Annotated in this window: 17 protein-coding genes; 10 read left to right on the forward strand and 7 right to left on the reverse strand. The window is 60.0% G+C overall.

Annotated features, from left to right (window positions below):
- Positions 1 to 144: 144 nt before the first annotated feature.
- The gene (locus ACXPVS_RS14095) at positions 145 to 1,845 is read right to left on the reverse strand and encodes an AMP-binding protein (RefSeq protein ID WP_458510482.1); all 1,701 of its coding nucleotides are present in this window, start codon (positions 1,843 to 1,845) and stop codon (positions 145 to 147) included.
- Positions 1,846 to 2,049: 204 nt separating this feature from the next.
- Between ACXPVS_RS14095 and ACXPVS_RS14100 the strand changes: the two genes are divergently transcribed.
- From ACXPVS_RS14100 to ACXPVS_RS14115, 4 genes are read left to right on the forward strand one after another with little or no spacing between them, the layout of a single operon-like run.
- The gene (locus ACXPVS_RS14100; RefSeq protein ID WP_129436997.1) at positions 2,050 to 3,213 is read left to right on the forward strand and encodes an isovaleryl-CoA dehydrogenase; all 1,164 of its coding nucleotides are present in this window, start codon (positions 2,050 to 2,052) and stop codon (positions 3,211 to 3,213) included.
- Between the two features lie 12 nt (positions 3,214 to 3,225).
- The gene (locus ACXPVS_RS14105) at positions 3,226 to 4,833 is read left to right on the forward strand and encodes a carboxyl transferase domain-containing protein (RefSeq protein WP_458510483.1); all 1,608 of its coding nucleotides are present in this window, start codon (positions 3,226 to 3,228) and stop codon (positions 4,831 to 4,833) included.
- Between the two features lie 13 nt (positions 4,834 to 4,846).
- Positions 4,847 to 5,662 carry a gamma-carboxygeranoyl-CoA hydratase gene (locus tag ACXPVS_RS14110; RefSeq protein WP_458510484.1) on the forward strand — a complete coding sequence of 272 codons (816 nt, stop codon included), beginning with the start codon at positions 4,847 to 4,849 and terminating at the stop codon, positions 5,660 to 5,662.
- Entirely contained in the window at positions 5,662 to 7,617 is a 1,956-nt protein-coding gene (locus tag ACXPVS_RS14115; RefSeq protein ID WP_458510485.1) for an acetyl/propionyl/methylcrotonyl-CoA carboxylase subunit alpha, read from the forward strand. Before ACXPVS_RS14110 ends, ACXPVS_RS14115 begins: the two co-directional genes overlap by 1 nt.
- 39 nt (positions 7,618 to 7,656) lie before the next feature.
- Here ACXPVS_RS14115 and ACXPVS_RS14120 read toward each other — a convergent pair whose 3' ends face one another.
- A complete protein-coding gene (locus tag ACXPVS_RS14120; protein WP_458510486.1) occupies positions 7,657 to 8,304 on the reverse strand; it encodes a LexA family protein in 648 nt (215 codons plus the stop codon).
- A 129-nt stretch (positions 8,305 to 8,433) separates the two neighbouring features.
- Between ACXPVS_RS14120 and ACXPVS_RS14125 the strand changes: the two genes are divergently transcribed.
- On the forward strand, positions 8,434 to 8,775 hold the full coding sequence (locus ACXPVS_RS14125) for a DUF6124 family protein (protein WP_458510487.1): 342 nt from the start codon (positions 8,434 to 8,436) through the stop codon (positions 8,773 to 8,775).
- Positions 8,776 to 9,258: 483 nt separating this feature from the next.
- On the forward strand, positions 9,259 to 10,410 hold the full coding sequence (locus tag ACXPVS_RS14130; RefSeq protein ID WP_458510488.1) for a M14 family metallopeptidase: 1,152 nt from the start codon (positions 9,259 to 9,261) through the stop codon (positions 10,408 to 10,410).
- 8 nt (positions 10,411 to 10,418) lie between these two features.
- Here the strand turns inward: ACXPVS_RS14130 and ACXPVS_RS14135 are convergent, their stop codons facing one another.
- Together ACXPVS_RS14135 and ACXPVS_RS14140 are read right to left on the reverse strand one after the other, a co-directional pair.
- The gene (locus ACXPVS_RS14135) at positions 10,419 to 10,964 is read right to left on the reverse strand and encodes a cytochrome b (RefSeq protein WP_458510489.1); all 546 of its coding nucleotides are present in this window, start codon (positions 10,962 to 10,964) and stop codon (positions 10,419 to 10,421) included.
- Complete coding sequence (locus ACXPVS_RS14140; protein WP_458510490.1) at positions 10,961 to 12,049, reverse strand: catalase family peroxidase; 1,089 nt, start codon at positions 12,047 to 12,049, stop codon at positions 10,961 to 10,963. The genes ACXPVS_RS14135 and ACXPVS_RS14140 overlap by 4 nt, the downstream gene beginning before the upstream one ends.
- 158 nt (positions 12,050 to 12,207) lie before the next feature.
- Here ACXPVS_RS14140 and ACXPVS_RS14145 point away from each other — a divergent pair, with 158 nt between their 5' ends.
- The 3 genes from ACXPVS_RS14145 to ACXPVS_RS14155 all read left to right on the forward strand — a co-directional run bounded on the left by ACXPVS_RS14145 (position 12,208) and on the right by ACXPVS_RS14155 (position 15,065).
- A complete protein-coding gene (locus ACXPVS_RS14145) occupies positions 12,208 to 12,714 on the forward strand; it encodes an RNA polymerase sigma factor (RefSeq protein WP_458510610.1) in 507 nt (168 codons plus the stop codon).
- Entirely contained in the window at positions 12,711 to 13,463 is a 753-nt protein-coding gene (locus tag ACXPVS_RS14150; protein ID WP_458510491.1) for an anti-sigma factor family protein, read from the forward strand. The genes ACXPVS_RS14145 and ACXPVS_RS14150 overlap by 4 nt, the downstream gene beginning before the upstream one ends.
- A 213-nt stretch (positions 13,464 to 13,676) precedes the next feature.
- Entirely contained in the window at positions 13,677 to 15,065 is a 1,389-nt protein-coding gene (locus ACXPVS_RS14155) for a leucine-rich repeat-containing protein kinase family protein (RefSeq protein ID WP_458510492.1), read from the forward strand.
- Here ACXPVS_RS14155 and ACXPVS_RS14160 read toward each other — a convergent pair.
- Entirely contained in the window at positions 15,062 to 15,769 is a 708-nt protein-coding gene (locus tag ACXPVS_RS14160; protein WP_458510493.1) for a YebC/PmpR family DNA-binding transcriptional regulator, read from the reverse strand. The genes ACXPVS_RS14155 and ACXPVS_RS14160 overlap by 4 nt on opposite strands.
- Before the next feature lie 232 nt (positions 15,770 to 16,001).
- Here ACXPVS_RS14160 and ACXPVS_RS14165 point away from each other — a divergent pair, with 232 nt between their 5' ends.
- The gene (locus ACXPVS_RS14165) at positions 16,002 to 17,426 is read left to right on the forward strand and encodes a type VI secretion system Vgr family protein (protein ID WP_458510494.1); all 1,425 of its coding nucleotides are present in this window, start codon (positions 16,002 to 16,004) and stop codon (positions 17,424 to 17,426) included.
- Between the two features lie 3 nt (positions 17,427 to 17,429).
- Here the strand turns inward: ACXPVS_RS14165 and ACXPVS_RS14170 are convergent, their stop codons facing one another.
- A complete protein-coding gene (locus ACXPVS_RS14170; protein ID WP_458510495.1) occupies positions 17,430 to 18,821 on the reverse strand; it encodes an FAD-dependent oxidoreductase in 1,392 nt (463 codons plus the stop codon).
- Positions 18,822 to 18,831: 10 nt separating this feature from the next.
- The gene (locus tag ACXPVS_RS14175) at positions 18,832 to 20,157 is read right to left on the reverse strand and encodes an MFS transporter (RefSeq protein ID WP_458510496.1); all 1,326 of its coding nucleotides are present in this window, start codon (positions 20,155 to 20,157) and stop codon (positions 18,832 to 18,834) included.
- Positions 20,158 to 20,247 lie beyond the last annotated feature (90 nt).

A 20,247-nucleotide genomic window follows, 5' to 3' on the forward strand; every position in this document is an offset into this window, starting at 1 on the left:
CGTCGGGTCGCATCATGGTGCTGGCTCCTGAAGGAAATCGGGAGCAAAGCATCAAGCTTCAGCTATTCGCTTGGAATGTGGGGTTCATGGAGCGGATACGATGGGAGGTCCCTCAACCTCCCATTAAAAATAGTTGCGCAGCTTCTAAAGATGATTTTTTGCTTTCAACTCCTCAACACTGATCTCTCGCATCCGAAACTTTTGAATCTTCCCGGTTACGGTCATCGGAAACTCATCGACAAATTTAAAGTAACGCGGTGTCTTGAAGTGCGCGATGCGTTCCTTGCACCACGTTTGCAGCTCCTGCTCGGTGGCACTGTGGTCCGGATGAAACTTGATCCAGGCGACAATCTCTTCGCCATACCGCGAGCACGGAATTCCGATCACTTGCACATCCGCCACCGCCGGGTGGGTAAAGAAGAACTCTTCCAGCTCCCGCGGGTAAATATTCTCACCGCCGCGGATGATCATGTCCTTGTTACGCCCGGCAATGCATACGTAGCCTTCGTCGTTCATGCTCGCCAGATCACCGGTGTGCATCCAGCCAGCCTGGTCGATGGCTTCGGCGGTGCCTTGCGGGTTGTTCCAGTAACCGAGCATCACGCTATAGCCGCGGGTGCACAGCTCACCGATAGTGCCGCGAGGCACCAGGTTGCCCGCCTCATCGATGATTTTGCTTTCCAGTTGTGGCTGGGTGCGGCCAACGGTGGTGACGCGCAACTCCAGTTCGTCTGACGGACCGGTCTGCAACGACACCGGACTTGTTTCCGTCATGCCGTAGGCAATCTGCACTTCGCTCATGTGCATTTCACTGATGACCCGGCGCATCACTTCGATCGGACAGGTCGCCCCGGCCATGATCCCGGTGCGCAGGCTCGACAGATCGAATTCAGCACGTTTGGGCTGATCGAGCATGGCAATGAACATGGTCGGTACACCATAAAGCGCGGTGGCCTTTTCTTCGGCGACGCTGGTCAATGTCAGCAGTGGATCGAACGCATCGTTGGGGTAAATCATGGTGCTGCCGTGGGTCATGCAACCGAGGTTGCCCATGACCATGCCGAAGCAGTGGTACAGCGGCACCGGGATGACCAAACGATCACTGGCGGTCAGGCCGAGGCTTTCGCCGACCATGTAACCGTTGTTGAGAATATTGTAGTGACTGAGGGTCGCGCCTTTCGGGAAGCCGGTGGTGCCGGAGGTGTACTGGATGTTCACCGCCTGGTCGAAATGCAGGCTGTGTTGACGTTCGCTCAACTGCTCGGCCGACACGCTCCCCGCGAGATCGGCCAATTGCGACCACGGCAGGAAACCCGAGGGCGGCTGAACATCAAGACTGATGACACCGCGCAGCTCCGGCAGTCGTTCGCTCTGCAATGCTCCAATGGATTGCTCAGCCAGCTCGGGAACGAGGCCTTGCAGCATCCCGTGATAGTCGGAGGTCTTGAAGGCGCCGGCGCAGACCAGCCATTGGCAACCGGATTGCTTCAACACATATTCGAGTTCGGAGCGGCGGTAGGCCGGGTTGATGTTGACCAGAATCACGCCGATTTTCGCGCTGGCGAACTGACTGATACACCACTGGGCGCAGTTCGGTGCCCAGATACCGAGACGGTCACCGGCCTGCAAGCCCAGCGCCAACAACGCTTTGGCATGCAGATCCACCGCTTCGGCCAGTTGCTGCCAGGTGTAACGCAACTGTTGATGGCGCACGACCAGCGCCTCCCCGGTCGGGTACTGCGCGACGGTGTTATCGAACGCCTGGCCGATGGTCATCGCCAGCAAGGCTTTGTCCTGGGAACCACGGGTGTAACTGCGCTGCGAGCTTGCACTGGGTTGATCCATGACGACCCCTATTGTCTTTATTAGTGGGTTGTTGGAAAGAGGCATATGGCTAGCCCCGATCATTCAGAACGGGCTCTACTCTCGCTCAAGTTGACGTTAACGTAAAGGGTGATTGACAGCCATTCGCCACAGGCTTACGTTAACGTAAAGGTGAGAGCCACATCACTGCCCTCCCTACCCTACAAAAACGCCAAAAGGTGACCCATGAGCTACCCATCCCTGAACTTTGCCCTCGGTGAAACCATCGACATGTTGCGCGATCAGGTTCAGTCCTTCGTCGCCAAAGAGATCGCACCACGCGCCGCTCAGATCGACATCGACAACCTGTTCCCCGCCGACCTGTGGCGTAAATTCGGCGACATGGGCCTGCTGGGCGTGACCGTCCCGGAAGAATACGGCGGGGCTGGCCTGGGTTACCTGGCCCACGTGGTGATCATGGAAGAAATCAGCCGTGGTTCGGCGTCGGTCGCCCTGTCCTATGGCGCGCACTCCAACCTTTGCGTCAACCAGATCAACCGCAACGGCAATCACGAACAGAAAACCAAATACCTGCCGAAGCTGATCAGCGGCGAGCACATCGGCGCCCTGGCCATGAGCGAACCGAATGCCGGTTCTGACGTGGTGTCGATGAAACTGCGCGCCGATAAACGCGGCGATCACTACGTTCTCAATGGCAGTAAAACCTGGATCACCAACGGCCCGGACGCCAACACCTATGTGATCTACGCCAAGACCGACCTGGAAAAAGGCCCACACGGCATCACCGCGTTCATCGTAGAGCGTGATTCCAAAGGCTTCAGTCGCAGCAACAAATTCGACAAGCTCGGCATGCGCGGTTCCAACACCTGCGAGCTGTTCTTCGATGACGTCGAAGTACCGGAAGAAAACATCCTCGGCGTGCTCAACGGCGGCGTGAAGGTGCTGATGAGCGGCCTCGATTACGAACGCGTTGTCCTGTCCGGCGGCCCGACCGGGATCATGCAGGCCTGCATGGACCTGATCGTGCCGTACATCCACGACCGCAAGCAGTTCGGCCAAAGCATCGGCGAATTCCAGCTGATCCAGGGCAAGGTCGCCGACATGTACACCCAACTCAACGCCAGCCGCGCCTACCTCTATGCGGTAGCGCAAGCATGTGAACGCGGCGAAACCACCCGCAAGGATGCCGCCGGCGTGATCCTTTACAGCGCCGAACGCGCCACACAAATGGCCCTCGACGCGATCCAGATTCTCGGTGGCAATGGCTACATCAACGAATTCCCGGCCGGTCGTCTGCTGCGTGACGCCAAGCTGTACGAAATCGGTGCCGGCACCAGTGAGATCCGTCGCATGCTGATCGGTCGCGAACTGTTCAACGAAACCCGCTAAACGGAGCTGTCCATGGCTATCCTGCATACCCAGCTCAACCCCCGTTCGGCGGAGTTCGCGGCCAACAGCGCGGCGATGCTCAAGCAGGTCGACGACCTGCACACCCTGCTCGCTAAAGTGCAGCAAGGTGGCGGCCCGAAGGCGCAAGAGCGCCATACCTCGCGGGGCAAACTACTGCCTCGTGAACGAATTAATCGCCTGCTCGATCTGGGTTCGCCGTTTCTCGAGATCAGCCAATTGGCGGCCTACGAGGTTTATGGTGAAGACGTTCCGGCCGCTGGCGTGATTGCCGGGATCGGCCGTGTGGAAGGCGTCGAATGCATGATCGTCGCCAACGATGCCACCGTAAAAGGTGGCTCGTATTACCCACTGACCGTGAAAAAACACCTGCGCGCCCAAACCATCGCCCAGCAGAACCGCTTGCCTTGCATTTACCTGGTGGATTCCGGCGGCGCCAACCTGCCACGTCAGGATGAAGTGTTCCCGGACCGTGAGCACTTCGGACGGATCTTCTTCAACCAGGCCAACATGAGCGCCATGGGCATCCCGCAAATCGCGGTGGTCATGGGGTCCTGCACCGCCGGTGGCGCGTACGTGCCGGCGATGGCCGACGAAGCGATCATGGTGCGCGAGCAAGCAACGATTTTCCTCGCCGGCCCGCCGCTGGTGAAAGCCGCCACCGGTGAAGTGGTCAGCGCCGAAGACCTCGGCGGAGCCGATGTGCACTGCAAAATTTCCGGGGTGGCCGACCACTATGCTGAGAGCGACGAACACGCCTTGGCCATTGCGCGACGCAGCATCGCCAACCTCAACTGGCGCAAGCTCGGCGAACTGCAACTGCGCACGCCAATTGCCCCGCTCTACAACAACGACGAGTTGTACGGCGTGGTGCCGGCGGATGCCAAGCAGCCGTTCGACGTGCGCGAAGTGATTGCGCGGTTGGTCGACGGTTCGGTGTTCGACGAATTCAAAGCACTGTTCGGGACGACCCTGGTGTGCGGCTTTGCGCACTTGCACGGTTACCCGATCGCGATCCTCGCCAACAACGGCATTCTGTTCGCCGAGGCCGCGCAGAAAGGCGCGCACTTCATCGAGCTGGCCTGCCAGCGCGGCATTCCATTGTTGTTCCTGCAAAACATCACCGGTTTCATGGTCGGCCAGAAATACGAGGCCGGCGGCATCGCCAAGCATGGCGCAAAACTGGTGACCGCCGTGGCGTGCGCCAAGGTGCCGAAATTTACCGTGATCATCGGCGGCAGTTTCGGTGCCGGTAACTACGGCATGTGTGGGCGAGCTTACGATCCACGTTTCCTGTGGATGTGGCCGAACGCACGCATCGGCGTGATGGGCGCCGAGCAGGCCGCGGGTGTTTTGGTGCAGGTTAAACGCGAGCAGGCCGAGCGCAGTGGTCACAGTTTCAGTGCCGAGCAGGAAGCCGGGATCAAGCAACCGATCCTCGACCAATATGAAGAACAGGGTCATCCCTACTACTCCAGCGCCCGGTTGTGGGACGACGGCGTCATCGACCCGGCGCAAACCCGCGATGTATTGGCCCTGGCCTTGTCGGCGTCGCTGAATGCGCCTGTCGAACAGAGCCGCTTCGGCGTGTTCCGGATGTGATCGGGAGAAAATCATGAGCGACTTCAACACCCTCGAACTGCTGACCGACCCGCGTGGTTTTGCGACCCTGTGGCTCAGCCGTGAAGAAAAGAACAACGCGTTCAACGCTGAAATGATCCGCGAACTGATCCTCGCGCTGGACAAAGTGTCGAGCGATGCCAGTCTGCGTTTTCTGTTAGTGCGTGGACGCGGCAAGCATTTCAGCGCTGGCGCAGACCTTGCCTGGATGCAGCAATCGGCCGAACTCGATTACCACACCAACCTCGACGACGCCCGGGAACTGGCGGAGTTGATGTACAACCTCGCCAAACTGAAAGTCCCGACGCTGGCGGTGGTGCAAGGCGCTGCATTCGGTGGTGCGCTGGGCCTGATCAGTTGCTGCGACATGGCCATTGGCGCCGATGACGCGCAATTCTGCCTGTCGGAAGTGCGCATCGGCCTGGCTCCGGCGGTGATCAGTCCGTTCGTGGTGCAAGCCATCGGCGAACGCGCGGCGCGACGCTATGCGCTGACCGCCGAGCGTTTCGGCGGACAACGAGCGCGGGAAATCGGTTTGTTGTCTGAGAGTTACCCGATCGCAGAACTGGAACAGAAAGTCGACCAATGGATCGACAACCTGTTACTCAACAGCCCGGCCGCCATGCGTGCCAGCAAGGATCTGCTGCGTGAAGTCGGCCACGGCGCGCTGACCCCGGCGCTACGCCGCTACACCGAAAACGCCATCGCCCGCATCCGCGTCAGCGCCGAAGGTCAGGAAGGCCTGCGAGCCTTTCTGCAAAAACGCCCGCCGAACTGGCAAGCCGAAACCACCACCAAGGAGCCGCGTTGATGAGCGCACCTGTTCTCACCACCCTGCTGGTGGCCAACCGCGGCGAAATCGCTTGCCGGGTGATGCGCACCGCCAAAGCCCTGGGCCTGACCACTGTGGCTGTGCATAGCGCCACTGACCGTGACGCCCGACACAGCCGCGAAGCGGATATCCGCGTCGACCTCGGTGGCAGCAAAGCGGCCGACAGTTACCTGCAAATCGACAAACTGATCGCCGCCGCCAAGGCCAGCGGTGCTCAGGCGATTCATCCGGGTTATGGCTTTCTTTCCGAGAACGCCGGATTCGCCCGTGCTATCGAAGAAGCTGGCCTGATTTTCCTCGGCCCGCCCGCCTCGGCCATCGATGCGATGGGCAGCAAATCTGCCGCCAAAGCCTTGATGGAAACCGCCGGCGTGCCGCTGGTGCCTGGCTATCACGGCGAAGCTCAGGACCTCGACACCTTCCGCGACGCTTGCGAATGCATCGGTTATCCGGTGCTGCTCAAGGCCACCGCTGGGGGCGGCGGCAAAGGCATGAAAGTGGTCGAGGACGTCAGTCAATTGGCCGAAGCCCTGGCCTCGGCCCAACGGGAAGCGACCTCCTCGTTCGGCGATTCGCGGATGCTGGTGGAAAAGTACCTGCTCAAACCACGTCACGTGGAAATCCAGGTCTTCGCCGACCAGCAGGGCAACTGCCTGTACCTCAACGAACGTGATTGCTCGATCCAGCGTCGGCACCAAAAAGTCGTTGAGGAAGCACCCGCGCCAGGCTTGAGTCCGGAACTGCGTCGCGCCATGGGCGAGGCCGCTGTGCGATCAGCACAGGCCATCGGTTATGTCGGCGCCGGCACCGTGGAGTTTCTGCTGGATTCGCGCGGGGAGTTCTTCTTTATGGAGATGAACACGCGCCTGCAGGTCGAACACCCGGTCACCGAAGCCATCACCGGCCTCGATCTGGTCGCCTGGCAGATTCGTGTAGCCCGTGGCGAAGCGCTGCCGATGACTCAAGCCGAGGTTCCGCTCATCGGCCATGCCATCGAAGTGCGGTTGTATGCCGAAGACCCGGGCAATGATTTCCTGCCGGCGACCGGTCGATTGAATCTGTATCGCGAGTCCACGCAAGGTCCGGGACGGCGGGTGGACAGTGGCGTCGAAGAAGGCGATGACATTTCACCGTTCTACGACCCGATGCTCGGCAAACTGATTGCCTGGGGCGAGGATCGTGAACAGGCGCGACTGCGGCTGCTGAGCATGCTCGATGAGTTTGCCATCGGCGGGCTCAAGACCAACATCAACTTCCTGCGCCGGATCGTTGGCCATCCGGCGTTTGCTGCGGCCGAACTGGATACCGGGTTCATTCCGCGTTATCAGCAAGAACTGCTGCCAGTCGCCTCGGACCTCAGTGACGAATTCTGGCAAGCCGCCGCCCAGGCGTTTGCCCAAAGCCAGCCGAGTACGACCCGTGCCGACGACCCGGTTTCGCCGTGGGCCAACAGCAATGGTTTCCGTGCCGGACTGCCGGCGGAAATCACTCTGCATTTGAGTTGTGAAGGCCAGGATCGCGCGCTGACATTAGGCGACGCTGATGCCCACACCGCTCAACTCAAGGGCGAGCAACTGCTGACCGAGCACAACGGCCTGCGCCGCCAGCATCGGGCAATCCGCCGGGGCGACGTTCTGTATCTGCAATGGGAAGGTGAGTTGCGCCGCATCGAGTCCTACGACCCGATCAGCGCCGTCGAGGCCAGTCACAGCCATCACGGCGGGCTGACCGCCCCCATGAATGGCAGCATCGTGCGGGTCCTGGTGGAAGCCGGGCAAACGGTCGAAGCCGGGGCGCAGTTGGTGGTGCTGGAGGCGATGAAGATGGAGCACAGCATTCGTGCACCACACGCCGGGGTGATCAAGGCGCTGTATTGCCAGGAAGGCGAAATGGTCAGTGAGGGCAGTGCATTGGTCGAGTTTGAAGAAGCATGAAATGAAGATCGGTCCTACGTCTTGCGAGGACCGATCTGATTAGAACCTGGCTGTCGCCTGAACCACCACACCGATAATTCGACACTCTTCGGAGTAAAGGGCTTTGGGATACGTCGGATTGAGCGGGACCAGGTAACGCTGCCCGCCCTCTTCTATCAGTTTGCGAAAGGTCGCCTCGGCGCTGTCGGGCCATTGGGCGATCACCAGCTTTCCGGGCTCCGGCACAATGGCCGGGTCCACCAGGATCATCATGCCCTCGGCGATGCTCACGCCGGTGGGTGCGGTCATCGCATCGCCGACCACCACCAGCCAGAATGCCGGGCCCTGGGCGTGGTAATCGGTCAGTTCGAAACGTGGCTTGCCATACACCGACAGCTCACCGTCGCGTACCTCGGCAGGCGCCCGCCAGTCACTGACCGGGTAGCGGAAATACGGGTTGTACTTTTGCGCCAGGGAAATCTCGTTGTCCGGCAGGGCTAAAGGCTCCCGGATCACCATCGCCACTTCCAGAAAATCCATCCCGAGCGCCCGCAAGACACGGTTCATGTCTTCGATGCTCGGCTGACGGCGTTTATTCAGCCAGTGACCCACGCCGCCCTGGGACATCCCAAGACGGTCGGCGAGTATCTCTTGAGTGACTTTGAGTTCACTCATCTTGGCCTTGACCAATTCAATCCATTTATCCATGTGCGGCACGATACGTGGGCGCCTCCGGCCATCAAAACACAAATTGTAGTATTTAATCTCTCGTCATAAATACAGTACGTACTAGGATTGGTTCACGGATCTAAACCTATCACGGAGCTTGCCATCGCCATGTCCATCCCCTGCAACGACCTGCCCGACATGCAAATCGACACTTCCCTCACCTCGCCCAAAGGCTCTGCCGCCGCGCAACGAGCGCTGGACTATTACTTGAAACCAGCTGTTTCAGAGGAAGTGGTCGAAGAACGTTTTTTTGACGTAAACCGCAACATCAGCTGCGAAGAGGCGCTGGTCCATGCCACGGATTTGCTGCGTTGTGCCGCCGCTATCGCGCACGAGTCAGCCAGCAATTTGCAGGGAGCAAGTCGGGACCTGGCGTTTTCGGCGGTACACATGATCGACATGGCCAAGGCAATGGTAGATCGATCCCTGGAGGGCGATCAGAACGGGTGAGACGAGGGTACTGTCGAGGAGGAAGGGAAAGAATTTTCCAATCGAGCAGATAAAAACATTTGACTTGCAAACGAGAATGATTATTATTGCTTGCAGCTGGTCGCGAGATCAGCCGATTGTCCAAGTGACCTTAGGTCGGTCTCCTGGACTATCTCCTCATCAGGCTAATCACGGTTTTTGACCCGGCTTTTTTGCCGGGTCTTTTTTTTGCCAGTTATTCTGGCTTTACCTTCAGGCTAATGAAGTCTTTAGGTGCTGCAAATTCGAATGGCGCGGATGATATCAAAAGAATATCCATTGGCAAAAGAAGCCCGGCATCATTGGTCCAAACTAATCAAAAATAGCGCTTGAGAATCAATCGCACAGTCTCTAAGCTGCATAAGCGTCAAGGAGGACGCCCCCCGCTTCATCCCAGAATTTCCCGGCTTCCCCCTTCCCAGCGTGTAAAGTAACTGCCATAAAAATCATATTCAGGAATCGACTATGACCGTGGCTAAATCCTCTTTCGACATCAGTGCCAACTTCGACAGTGGCAACATTAAAGTGCTGGACATCAGCAATCCGTTGCAAGCCCTGCTGGCCATCACGCCAGACACCCGCAGCCAACACTTTCAGTGGTTCCACTTCAAGGCCAGCGGTCTGCACGTTGGTCAGGAACACTGGTTTCGTCTGAACAACGCCAGCCAGTCCTCCTACAACAAAGCCTGGGATGGTTATCAGGCGGTGGCATCCTACGACCACGTCAACTGGTTCCGGGTGCCGACCATTTTCGAAGGTGACTGCCTGCGCTTCAGCCTTGAAGCCACCGCCACTCACGCCTGGTTTGCTTATTTCGAACCCTACAGCCGCGGTCGTCATGACTGGTTGATCGAACAAGCGCTGACCAAGGCCGGTACCGAACTGCTGGCCACCGGCAAGAGCGTCGAAGGTCGAGACATCCAGCTGCTGCGTAAAGGCACAGGCGCCGAAGGTCAACGCAAGGTCTGGATCATCGCCCAGCAACATCCCGGTGAACACATGGCCGAATGGTTCATGGAAGGCGTGATCGAACGTCTCGACAAACACGACGATCCCGTATTGAACAAACTGCTGACCAGCGCCGATCTGTACCTGGTTCCGAACATGAACCCCGACGGCGCTTTCCACGGTCACCTGCGCTCCAACGCCATGGGCCAGGACCTGAACCGCGCATGGCAGAGCGCCAGCCAGGAAATCAGCCCGGAAGTGCTGTTCGTTCAGCAGCAGATGGAAAAGTACGGCGTGGACCTGTTCCTCGACATCCATGGCGATGAAGAAATTCCCTACGTGTTCACCGCCGGTTGCGAAGGCAACCCGGGCTACACGCCACGAATCGAAAAACTTGAAGAGCACTTTCGCAGTCATCTGAAGCACCAGACCAAGGACTTCCAGACCAAGCACGGCTACACCCGCGACGAACCGGGCAACGCCAACATGACCCTGGCGTGCAACAGTGTCGGCGAGAAATTCGACTGCCTGTCGCTGACTCTGGAAATGCCCTTCAAGGACAACAACGACGCACCCAATGCGCTAACCGGTTGGTCCGGCAAGCGCTCGAAGCAGTTGGGCAAGGATGTGCTGACTACCGTCGCGGGCATGGTCGATACCTTGCGCTGAATGATCTTTTAGCCGCGATCCTTGCCCCGCAACATGCTGTCCAGCACGTCATCGCGGCGCACCCAACCGTGAAACAAGGCCGCCGCCAAATGCAGTAGCACGGTCAAAAACAGTAGATACGCCAAATACCCGTGAGCCTTGCGCAGGAGCGCAAACACTTGCGCATTGGCCGGCAGGATCGATGGCAACTGCAATGAACTGCTGAGCATCACCGGATCCCCCGCCGCCGACATCATTGCCCAGCCCAGCAGCGGCAGGACCAGCATCAAGGCGTACAACAAAACATGCGAAGCCTTGGCCGCCAGCGCTTGCCAACCTGGCAGATCCGCTGGCAGCGGTGGCTGTTGAGTGGAAAAGCGCACGGCCAGGCGCACGATCACCAAGAGCAAAATCGCGACGCCTAAGGGTTTGTGCAGATGAATCAGCCACTGATGACGCTCGGACACCGAAGCGGCCATGCCCGCGCCGATAAACAGCATGGCGATGATCATCAGCGCCATCAGCCAGTGCAGCAATCGCGCTAACGGCGCGAAGTGGTTCGGTTGAGCGCTCATTGACGAGACTCCTGTTTATTAGCCGCGGGCAACTGGTTGACTTCGCTGGTACGACGCAAGTAGGAAGTGGCGTACCCCGCTGAACGAGCGGCGAGCAACGGGTCGTCGGAACCTTCTATGCCGGCGGGCAGTACCAGCGGGTCGTAGTTGATGTCACGGCATTCGCCATTGAGTTGAGGCTGAGTGCTTTCGAGCACCAGAGTGCCGGCGTTCAACATTTTGCGACCCTCGGGCCAGGCTTTGCTGGCGTCGTTGACCGGGTCGCCAGGGTTGGCCAGGGTGATGTTCAACTGCCAGCGCAGCGGCCCTGCGGAAATGCGTTGAACCAGGTCTTTCTCCAGGAATTCACCCCCTTCAGGCGCCGTAGCACCCGCGGCATCCTGAGCGACTGGCACCATGCTCCAGCGCACCGCCTGCCGTTGCCCGATCGCGCTCACCAGGTAAAACGCATTGACGCTGTTGTAGGTCTCCGTCACGTAACTGGCCGACGGCTTGGCCGTTTTGATCCAGGCCAGGAACGGTGCTGCTTCTGGATGCGAGCCGAAGAACGCCGGCACCGCAGTGGGGTTCGGCTTGCCGGTGGCCGGGTCCGGTGACTGGGCTTGTTGCAACTGATAAAACGCCTCGGGCGTACCCACCGGAAACACCGGCATACTGTTCATTCCGGTGCGCCACTGCTGGCCGTTGGCCTGGGTGAATCGCAATGCCAGGCTGCGGATCGGCACGCTGTTGTCTGGCGCATAAGGATTGCCGGCCGGTAATGCGAAACGCCCGACCACCGGGGTCCGCGCTACATTGAACACCTGAGCGCTGGAATAGCTGCGCGCCTCACCGCTGCTCTCGAAATGTCCGATCACGCACACGCCTTTGGAGTGGTTGCGCCGGAAACCCGGGTGTACGCCATTGTTGGTCTCCAGCACATTGATCAGCTTTTTCGGCGTCAGGCGGTGTGGGTCAAAGGTACCGTTGACGTAGGCAAAAGCCCCGGCCACTGCGGCAACCACCACAGCGATACCCGCCAGACGTAACGTCAGGCTCGCGGCACTCAAGGGTGGCCGGGTGGGCGGTGATGAGCGATCTACCATGAAAGACTCCAGGGCCATCGGCCACAAGTGAGAAGGATCAAGCAGACGAACCCCACGGCGGTTTATTCCATCGCGCGGTATTTATTTTTTCAGGCGTGGAATAACCTCCAATGCCGGGCGTCTTCCTAGTCCACAGCGTAGTGACTCGCCAGAACTTCATGAACGATATCGACGAACAGCTGAGAGAAATCATTCCCAGATTGCGCCGGTTTGCCGTGTCGTTGACGCGCAACCCCAGCAGTGCCGACGACCTGGTCCAGTCTTGCCTTGAGCGCGCGCTGTCGAGTTGGAGCAACAAACGCCCTGAGGGCGACTTGCGCGCCTGGTTGTTTTCGATTCTGTATCGACAGTTTCTCGATGCTCTGCGGCGCTCCCGGCGTTATGCACGGATGCTCGAATTCTTTACCGGGCGTGAAGATTCACAGCCGTCGGCGGAACGCACTGTGATCGCCCAGTCAGCCTTGCAAGCTTTCGATCATCTCACCACCGAACAACGCGCCCTGCTGCTCTGGGTCTCGGTCGAAGGCTTGAGTTATAAAGAGGTCGCCGAAATTCTCGACGTCCCCACCGGCACCGTAATGTCTCGCCTGTCCCGTGCCCGCCAGGCCTTGCGCCAGCTCAGCGATGGCGAAATCACCCGCCCTTCTCTGCGGAGACTCAAATGATCAGCCTGCCCCCAAGCGAGCGTGACCTGCACGCCTACGTCGACCAGCAACTCAGCGATGCCGACCGACGTCTGGTGGACACTTTTCTGGCCAGCAACGCGCAAGTGGCGGCACAAGTGCGTGCCTGGCAGCAGGACGCCCAGCAATTGCGAGCGGCATTGAGCGGCGCCCTGCAGCAACCGGCCAACCCGGGGCTCGACCCGGCGCTGATTCGCCAGCGCCTCAAACGACAATCTCGCCGCCACCTGGCCAGCGCTGCCGTGTTGCTGATCGCGGTCAGTGTCGGCGGGGTCAGCGGCTGGCAAGCCCGGGAGATGACGCTCATCAGTACCACGCCGCCGATGACCGATGCTCTGCAGGCCTATCGCCTGATTGCCCAGCAAGGCATCCTGCCGGCCGATTACAACGTCAGCGGCGACGGTGACATGCAAGGTTGGCTCGATCGCTATTTCACTCAGGCCAATCGCTTGCCTGACCTCTCGGGCGCCGGTTTCAAACCGGTCAGCGGACGCTTGCTGAGCACCGAGCAAGGGCCCGCAGCGATGGTGGTCTACGAAGATCAGAGCGGGCACAAGATCAGCTTCTACGTCCGCCCACCGGGTCCGAAAAACTACTTGTTGCCCAGGGGCAGTCGCAGCGATGGCGAGTTGCAGGCCGAGTACTGGTCGGGGGGCGGGTACAACTACGCGATGGTCAGCCCGACCGATACGCCGGCGGCGCAGATGCTCAAGCAGACCGTCCAGTTCTGACTCCCGATACTCATCGTTCCCACGTCGAGGCGTCGAAACGTCCGCATGGGAACGATCGACGTAGCAGTCAGCCCTGCCCGAACACTCGCGAAGGCCGGCGCAGTAACGGGTCGACGTCAGGGATCCGGTCTGACACGTCCCCGCCCTTTGCCGGTATCATGTCGCCCGCTCCCAGGCCTCCGCGCCTTCCTCCCGATCAAAGTGAATCTGTTCATGGATACCCTTGCCCAACTACGCGCCGGCCGACTGTCGGGCGTTACCCGCCTGGACCTCACCGGCGGCCTGACGGAGTTTCCGCGAGAAATTTTCGACCTGGCGGACTCGCTGGAAGTCCTCAACCTCAGCGGCAATGCCTTAAGCAGTCTGCCGGACGACTTGCACCGCCTGACCCGTTTGCGCGTGTTGTTCTGCTCGGACAATCTGTTCACCGAACTGCCTGACTGCCTGGGCCAATGCGCCGCACTGACGATGGTCGGCTTCAAGGCCAACCGCATCGAACGCGTGCCAGGCGCGGCCCTGCCACCGTTGCTGCGCTGGCTGATCCTGACCGATAACTGCGTCACGGAACTGCCCGCCGAGCTGGGTGAACGCCCGCACCTGCAAAAACTCATGCTCGCCGGCAACCGCTTGCGACGTTTGCCGGAGAGCTTGCGTCATTGCCATCGACTCGAACTGATCCGCATCGCCGCCAACCGGTTGACCGGGTTGCCCGAGTGGTTGCTGACCCTGCCAAGCCTGACCTGGCTGGCGTACGCCGGCAACCCGCTGGAGACCGAAGCCGATGCGGCCGCTCTCGAAGCCACGCCACACATTCCCTGGTCCGAACTGGGTCTGGCGCAGCAACTGGGCGAAGGTGCGTCGGGGGTGATTCATCGGGCTATTTGGGATCGACCGGGCCAACCGGCCACTCAGGTCGCCGTCAAACTCTACAAAGGCGAAATGACCAGCGATGGCTCGCCATTGCACGAAATGAACGCCTGCATCACCGCCGGCGGTCACCCCAACCTGATCCGGGTTAAAGGACGCGTCGTCGGGCATCCAGAAGCCCAGGCCGGGCTGGTGATGCAATTGATCGATCCGAGCTATCGCAATCTGTCCGGGCTGCCGAGCCTGGTGTCATGTACCCGCGACATTTACGCCAATGACACCCGGTTCAGTGCTGGCGTGGCATTGCGCATCGCGTGTGGCGTCGCCTCGGTCGCCGAACATTTGCACCGGCATGGCATCACCCACGGCGACCTCTACGGCCACAACATTCTGTGGAATCAGCACGGTGATTGCCTGCTGGGGGATTTTGGCGCGGCGTCGTTTCATGCCACCTCGGACAGCCTTGAAAGCCGTGCGCTGCAACGCATCGAGGTGCGGGCGTTTGGTGTTTTGCTGGGGGAATTGTTGGAGCGGATCGATTCGGGGTTGAGCGATGACGGTCGTGTGCAGCTGGCGCAATTGCAGCAGCGCTGCTGTCAGCCGCAGGTGCTGACGCGACCGGGGTTCAGCGAGCTAGTTCAGGCGCTGACGGTATTGGCCTCAGCCACGGGAAGCCAACACAAACCTGTGGCGAGGGGCCTCGCCACAGGTCATCACACGCTCGAAGCGGTTTAACCCGCCAACCCGACAAACATGTCCTGCACGTCATCGTGGTTATCGAGGCCTTCGAGGAAGGCTTCGACTTCAGCCATCTGCTCATCGCTCAGACCGCTGACCGGGTTTTTCGGCTGATAGCCCAGCTTGGCCGACAACACGGTGAACCCTTGCTCGGGCAGCGCTTTCTGCACGGCGTCCAGGTCCACAGGCTCGGTCAGGAACAAGGTCGTGCCCTCTTCTTCGCCCGGCTCGAAATCCTGGGCGCCGGCTTCGATGGCGGCCATTTCCGGATCGGCGTCTGGGCTGTCCGGGGACGCCTCGATCAAGCCGACATGGTTGAAGTCCCACGCGACCGAACCGGAAGCGCCCAATTGGCCCTTGCGGAACGCGACGCGGATTTCAGCGACGGTGCGGTTGATGTTGTCAGTCACACATTCGACGATCAGCGGCACCTGGTGCGGTGCGAAGCCTTCATAGGTTACACGATGGTATTGCACGGTTTCGCCGAGCTGGCCCGAACCTTTCTTGATCGCGCGATCCAGGGTTTCGCGGGGCATCGACGCTTTTTTAGCCTGTTCAACCACCAGACGCAGGTGTGCGTTGGTAGCGATATCGGCACCGTTACGGGCAGCAATGGTGATTTCTTTTACCAGTTTGCCGAAGATCTTGCCCTTGGCGTTAGATGCCGCTTCTTTGTGTTTAACCTTCCACTGTGCGCCCATTACTCACTCTCTTGATCTGTGGCGCCGAGACATCTATTGGCCGACGCAGGGCGCAAGTTTATACGCCCTAAAGTTGGCAATCGACCAAAAAATCTACCCTGTTCACGCGCATGGCGAATCGACATCTTCACCGGCAGTTGTAGGGCGATTCTGAAACTTCGGTTTGCAGTGACCATAAAGGGCTGTGGTTTCGTACCCTCTGCGCCCGTATTCCATGACAGAAGCGCGTTCGATGCACAACGACAAGGAAAGTCCCTTCACCCTGACACTTCTCGACGGCGATTTGAGTTTGCAGGTGTTGCAGTTCAGTGGCCGAGAAGCCCTCAACCAGCCCTATCGATTCGACATCGACGTCATCGGCCTCGCACCGGCCATGAGCCTCGACCGATGGCTGCAACAGCCGGTGTACCTCAGCCTAATGGAAGGCCAGGGTATTCATGGCGTCCTTCACAGTGCCAGCCGCGAGCATCGCGGCCCCCACCGGATCGACTACAAACTGGTGCTGGTGCCCTACCTTCAATGGCTCGACCGGCCGTGTTCACGCCGCGTCTTTCATCACCTCAGCGTACCGATGATCCTGCGCCAGTTGCTGGAGGAACATGATGTGCCCGAGGGGAGCTATCGTTTCGAATTATCGAACGGGCACTATCCCGTCCGGCCTTTTTGCATTCAGTACGAGGAGAGCGATCTGGCATTGCTGCAACGGCTGTGTGAAGCAGAAGGCATTCACTATCACTTCGAACATCAGCGCGACGGGCATGTGCTGGTCCTGGCGGATGACAGCCTGAGTTTCCCCCAGGAACCCGTGCTTACGCCTTTCCAGGGCGACGCGCCCGAAGACAGCGACGAGCCGGTGATCCGTGAGTTGTTCCAGCGCCATGACTCGCGGCCCTATCCCTCACGACTGGAGGCCAGGAACCGTGGCTCGCAAAAACCCGACGATGGCGCGGCCAACCACGCTTTCAACAAACCATTGCCGGTGATGGTCCGGCCCGCGTCCGAGCACATCCATCACGATCAATTGAGCCGACGACAACTGGACCGTCTGCGTTGCCAGCACCTGCAGATCCACGGTCAAAGCAACCAGAGCGAACTGCGCAGCGCTCGGATCGTGCAAGTGGCAGAACACCCACTGCCGAATTTCAACGATCAGTGGCTGCTCACCGAAACCCGACATCAGGGGCAACAACCTTCGATTCTTGCCACCGACAAACCCGTCACTGTCCGCCATTACCGCAATCAGTTCACCGCCATTCCCTGGTCAACGGTATTCAGGCCGGCGCTCAGACAGACCCGGCCGAGTATCCCGGGTTATCAGCCCGCCCGGGTGCTTGGCCTGGCCGGGCAGCCGGCTGTGCTGGATGATCGTGGTCGAATACAGGTCAGGCTGTGGCCAACAGCGACATCAGATCCGCTTGAATCTGCCGGTCTCTGGCTTCCGGTGGCCCTTGCAGACCCGAACGGTCTGATTGACCCGTCCAGCCTGCCAAGGGCCGGCAGCGACGTCCTGATCAGTTTTCTCGACAGTGACCCGGACCGGCCAGTGCTGTGCGTCGGCATGGGCCATCACCCGCGCGCTCGGACCGTTCCCGGGCCACGCCGCGATAGCCACTTGCTGCTCGACTGGCTGGTCAATCGCCCGGACCTCACGCCCTGACACTCAGCCCTTGTCGGCCTTGCCTGCCGCCGCCGCGAACTTCGCCAGACGCACGTCCAGATGCCGTGGCCGGCGCCCGTGATCCTCGGCGCGCTCCTTGCGGCGGATGGCGTTGCGCACCATCAGTGAACCGAGGTAACGAATCGGTTCCGGCGGAAAGAAGCCCAAAGGGCCGTTGACCAGAGGCGAACGGGTCCAGGCGTTGTCCAGCCCCTGGACCATCGAGGCGAGAATCTGCCCGCCCATATGACACGGGCCAACCCCGCTGCCGGAGTATCCGAAACCGTAAAACACGTTGCCGCTGGCACTCATCTGACCGAAGAACGGCAAACCGGTGACGGAGCGATCAGACGGACCGTTCCAGGTCGCTTCGACCTTGACCTGAGCAAAAGCCGGAAAGAACTCGTTCAGGCTGTGCTGCAACAAACCGGCATAGGGCGATGGCTGATCGAACACCGGCAACATTCGCCCGCCGTAAGCAAAGGTGTTGCCGCCCTTGCCAAGCATGATTCGGCCGTCTGGTGTGTTGTGGTAGTAGTGCACGAAAACCCTTGAGTCGAGCACGGTGACGCCGCTGGTCAAACCGATTTCGTTGAGCAGATCGGGGCGCGGCTCGGTGATCAGCATGTCGCTGGAAACAATCGCCACACTGCGCTCGAACTGCGCAAACGCCCGGGCCATCCAGGCGTTCATCGCCAACACCACGCGATCCGCACGGACAGTGCCATTGGGGGTTTGTATCCCCGCAGGCTTGCCCTCCTGCAGCCCGGTCATGGCCGTGTGCTCGTAAATCCTCACGCCGAGTTGCAAGGCGACCCGGCGCAAACCGCGCACCAGTTTGCCCGGCTGCACACTGGCCGCAGCGGGGGAAAACCAGCCTTCCAGGTGTTTGCTGGAACCGGCCATGCGTTGCACATCGGCCACCGGCCTTTGGGTGAAGGAGTTGATGCCATTTCGCTCCAGTGCTGCGATCACGGCGTCGGTCGAGCCGCATTGGGCACGGTTGGTGGCGGTGTAAAGCGTACCGTCGAGGCGGTAATCGGCATCCACCGCGTACTGCTCGCAAAAGGCACCGATGGCATGGATGCTGCGTTCCGACGCCTTGACCAGTCGCACGGCTTCTTCGACACCGAACAGCCGTTCAAGGGTGAAGTACTTGGCCGACCACGACAGTGCACAGCCACCGTTGCGGCCACTGGCGCCGGCGCCGCAGATATCGGCCTCGATCAGCACCACATCCAGTTCCGGGTTTTGCTCCTTGAGCATGATCGCCGTCCACAGCCCGGTGTAGCCGCCGCCGACGATGCAGACGTCGGCGCGGGTGTCGCCGGCCAAGGGTTCGCATGGCGCGCAGAGCTCGGCCGCCAGCGCCTGTTCCAGCCAGAAAGGTCTCATGGGGTCATCCTTAAGTACGCAGAGGTTTTATGGTGATCGGCTGGTTAGGCACGAAGGCGATTTCGGCACGCAGGCCAGCCGGACGGCTGTTCCAGTAAGGGATCAGCACCAGAGCTGAAAACATCGCACAGCCGGCGAAGACGATGAACACGGTGACCGAGTCGAAGTAGCCCGGCAGCAATCCACCGAGAATGGCCCCGACCGAGCCGCAACCGTTGACGAAACCAGCCGATGTGGCGCCCGCCTTGGCGGTGCCGAAATCGATCGCGGCCGCACCGCTGATCATCGAGTCCGGCCCATACAGGGTCAGGCCCATGGCGAACAGCAGCGCCACCACCAGCATCACGCTGCCGGTATGCAGGGCCCCCATAAACAAAGCCAGGGTCACGGTCAACGCCAACAGGCTGAGCACACACGCCGGCATGCGCCGGGCGCCGAACAGTTTGTCTGAGGCCAGACCCAGCAGAATCGGCCCGAGCAACCCGGCCAGTTCAAACGCGGTCGGAATGATTGCAGCGCCGACCTTACCCACCGAGGGCATCTGCTCGAAGACGATCACCGGTCCCCAAAGCAGAATCGCGTAGCGCGCCGGTTTCAGCAGAAAGTACGCCAGGCCCAGAACCAGCACGGTGCGGTTGCGCAGAATTTCTTTTAACGGCTCCAGAATGCTGATTTTGCTTTGCGCGTCGGCCTCTTGCGCCGTCAGCTGTGGCTCCGGTTCCACCGCCGGCAAGCCAACGTCTTCGGGTTTGTTACGCTGAAAAATAAAAAACAGCACGGCAACCAGGCCAACCACCGCCGCACTGGAAAAGAACGCCGCATGCCAAGTGCCGATCAGCGTATACGCCCACCAGCCAGCAAACGGCGACGCCACCAGCCCACCAAAGGCATAGCAGGAACTCCACAACCCAAGCACCCGCCCGCGCTGCTGGGCGGGGAAGAAACTGCCGAGGTTCTTGCACAGCCCGGACCAGCCGGTGGACTGGGCAAACCCTTGAATCAACATGCAAGTAGCGAAGATTGGCAACGTCGCAAAACTGCCCATCACCAAGGCTGCCGCGGCTGAAATCAGCAACCCGCCAAACACGACGACCCTTGGGCCAAAGCGGTCGGCCAGAATGCCCCAGGTGAATTGCCCGATGGCGTAGGCGGTCAAGTAGATGGCGTCGAGGTTGGCCATGGCCATTTTGTCGAGCATGAACGTGGGGTCTTCGGCGATCCCCAGTTTCGCCACGGAAAAAGCTTTGCGGGTGAAGTAGAACGCGGCGTAAGCGAGCCAGGTGATCGCGAAGATCTGCACGCGCCAACGCTTGATAGTGCCGATGTGCTTGTTCATTGTGGTTCTGACCTCAGGGTGTGAGTGTGCCGGCAGAAATTGAGAAATAACGCCTGTTTTTTTATTGTTGAGCACTTCGATATCGCCGCT

Source organism: Pseudomonas sp. Ma2-10, from assembly GCF_054330215.1.